The sequence below is a fragment of the Caulobacter sp. GW821-FHT10A06 genome (assembly GCF_059415805.1).
In genome coordinates this window covers 1-2,759 of record NZ_JBWKNY010000012.1, presented here as the reverse complement: position 1 = coordinate 2,759, position 2,759 = coordinate 1, and the positions used below count along the sequence as shown (strand labels likewise).

3 protein-coding genes are annotated in these 2,759 nt (G+C 67.9%); 2 read left to right on the top strand and 1 reads right to left on the bottom strand.

The genetic code is table 11. The features are described from left to right. Positions 1 to 75: EF-Tu C-terminal domain-related protein (locus tag AC07NF_RS26120; RefSeq protein WP_425991018.1), on the top strand; the 75-nt coding region annotated here is incomplete at its 5' end. A gap of 69 nt (positions 76 to 144) precedes the next feature. On the opposite strand, the gene AC07NF_RS26115 is transcribed toward AC07NF_RS26120, so the two are convergent. After that, positions 145 to 1,509, bottom strand: a complete 1,365-nt coding sequence (locus AC07NF_RS26115; protein ID WP_494633259.1) for a serine hydrolase — start codon at positions 1,507 to 1,509, stop codon at positions 145 to 147. 165 nt (positions 1,510 to 1,674) lie between these two features. Here AC07NF_RS26115 and AC07NF_RS26110 point away from each other — a divergent pair, with 165 nt between their 5' ends. Beyond that, positions 1,675 to 2,661 carry a sensor histidine kinase gene (locus AC07NF_RS26110; protein WP_494633258.1) on the top strand — a complete coding sequence of 329 codons (987 nt, stop codon included), beginning with the start codon at positions 1,675 to 1,677 and terminating at the stop codon, positions 2,659 to 2,661. Positions 2,662 to 2,759: the final 98 nt, after the last annotated feature.

Below are 2,759 nucleotides of genomic sequence, written 5' to 3'. Positions count from 1 at the left end.
CAAGGCCTGCGCTTCGCCATCCGCGAAGGCGGCCGCACCGTCGGCGCCGGCGTCGTGGCCAAGATCGTCGAGTAATCGACCGGTCTTAGCTTCTGCTAGGAAATGCGAAGGCCCCGGAGAGCAATCTCCGGGGCCTTTTGCTGTCTAGGGCTTGTCCGCGATCCGAGGCGCTTCGCGATCGCGCTCGCGCTGGGTGAGGACGACGCTGGTCGCCGCTGCATCCCCTGCCTGCTTGAAGACCAGCTTGGCGTCGGGTCCCGGCGCGTAGAAGGCGTTCGGGCCGGTGGCGATGATCGGGACCGGCGGCTGGCCGGTGGCCTGGGTGACCAAGTGGTCGCCCTCGCGGAACACCCTCAGGACCATCATCGGGGTCAGCTGATAGGATCCGACATACCGGTCCAGGACGGCGATGGGCACGGCGACGGCCTTGGGCGGTTGCCAGGTCCCCAGGCACAGGCCCGCGAGCGTGCCGGCGATCGTGTCGGACGGCGCGGCCATGAAGTTGCTGAGCACCACCACGGCCAGCCCGTCCTTGGGATAGAGATTGATGGCCGTCGAGAAGCCGTTGACGCTGCCGCCGTGCATGATCCGCGCGTGGCCGGACTGCTCGCCGATGGCCCAGCCGTAGCCGTAGTGGTTGCCGTAGTCGGTCCACATCGCCTTGCGCGAAGCGTCGGTCAGGATCTTGCCGGTCGCCAGGGCGCGGTCCCAGATCAGCAGGTCATCGACGGTGGAATAGAGCGACCCGGCGGCATAGGGCACGCTCATGTCCAGATAGTCGGCGTTCTGCCAGCCGTCCTTGCCGGGCTGATAGCCGGCGGCGCGCTTGGGCAGGATCTGGCTGGCGACGTCGTAGCCGCTGTTCTTCATGCCCAGCGGCCGGAAGATGTTGTGCGCGACATAATCGGCATAGGGCTGGCCCGACACCTTCTCGATGACATAGCCCAGCAGGATGTAGCCGGTGTTGTCGTAGGCGAACTTGCTGCCCGGTTCGAACTCCAGCGGCTTGTCGCGGGTCAGCTTGATGATCGCCTCGGGCGTCTGCCGCAGCTTGGCGTCGTTGACGAAGTAGCCCGGAATAGCCGTGTAGCTGGGGATGCCGGAGGTGTGGGTCAGCAGGTGCTTGATCGTGACCTTGGCCCAGGCCGCCGGGGCCTCGGCATAGAGCTTCGAGATCGGGTCATCGACGCTGAGCTGGCCGGCGTCGACCAGTTGCAGGATCGCCGTGGCGGTGAACTGCTTGGTGATCGAGCCCAGCCGGAACTTGGTGTCGGGCGTATTGGCGATGTCCCATTCGCGGTTGGCCGCGCCGAAGCCTTCGCGCAGCAGCGGGACGCCGTCCTTGGCGACCAGCACCGAACCGCTGAAACGGCCGTCCTTGACCCGTTCGTCGACCAGGGCCTTGGCCTGCTTGGCGAAGTCGGGCGTCGCGCAGGTCGGACCGGCGGCCAGAGCGGGACCGGCCGCCAGCGCGCCGACCAGGCCGAGCGACAGGATCGTGAGTTTCATCAGGCGTTCCCCCTTGCTGTTGATCGACGGTATCGCGGTCCAGCGTCACTGTCTCAATTTAAGGGTGCGCCGTGCAGCCGAGGATGGTTCGCCCTATGTCGGCTGCCGGCTTGACGGCGCCGCTTGAAAGGCCCAGCACCGACGCAGGGACGGGGAGACAAGCGCTTGGATCTGCGCCGCAGGATCAGGGACAATATCACCGCGCGCTACGGCCTAGCCGTCGCGCTGTCGGTCTTCGCGGTGCTGCTGCGCTTTGGCCTGAACGCGGTGTTCCCGCCCGGCTTTCCGTATGTGACGTTCTTCCCGGCCATCGTGGTCGCCGTCTATCTGGGCGGCCTGGGCCCCGGGATCCTGTGCGCGGCGCTGAGCGGCGCCGCCGCCTGGTACTTCTTCATCCCGCCCTATATGGGCTTCAGCTTCGACATGACGGTGCTGGTGGCCCTGGCCTTCTACGCCTTCGTGGTGGCGGTCGACATCTTCTTCATCGACGGCATGCGCAAGGCGCTGGACCAGCTGGAGGGCGAGCGCGAACGGTATCGGGAGCTGGCCGAGAGCCGCGACCTGCTCTATCGCGAACTGCACCACCGGGTGAGCAACAACCTGCAGGTCGCCGGCGCACTGCTGCGGTTGCAGGGCCAGGGGATCACCGACACCGACGCCCGTCATGCCCTGTCCCAGGCCGGCGAGCGCATCGAGGTCATCGCCCGCATCCAGCGCGAGCTGCACAACCGCACCGGCGAGCCTGTGCCTTTCCGCGTCTTCGCCGAGGCCTTGCTGGCCAGCGCCGCCGCCGCGGCCGGCGCACGGGTGCGGCTGGCGATCGACGGCGGCGAACAGCCCCTGCATCCCGACCAGGCCACGCCCGTGACCCTGGTCATGCTGGAGAGCTTCAACAACGCCCTGGAGCACGGCTTCGGCGAGGCGGGGGAGGGGGAGGTCCGCGTCGTGCTGGACCAGTCGGGCCTGACCCACCTTCTGACCGTCAGCAACGACGGCGCGGGGCCGCCGCCGGGCTTCGACCCAGCCCAGTCCAAGAGCCTGGGCCTGCGCATCGTCCGCGCCATGGCCCAGCAGCTGGGCGGCAAGTTCGAGATGGCGCGTGAGGAGGCCTGGACGGTGTGCCGGCTGAGCTACGCGCCGAAGCGGGATTGAGAGGGCGACGCTGTAGATCCTCCCCCTAGGGGGGGAGGTGGCGCGAAGCGCCGGAGGGGGAAGTGCTTGATGCCTTGCCTCGTCCCCCTCCGTCGTCT

Excerpts from the sequence above, each read along its gene's own strand:
- AC07NF_RS26115 (WP_494633259.1), bottom strand. The coding sequence starts at position 1,509 with ATGAAACTCACGATCCTGTCGCTCGGCCTGGTCGGCGCGCTGGCGGCC.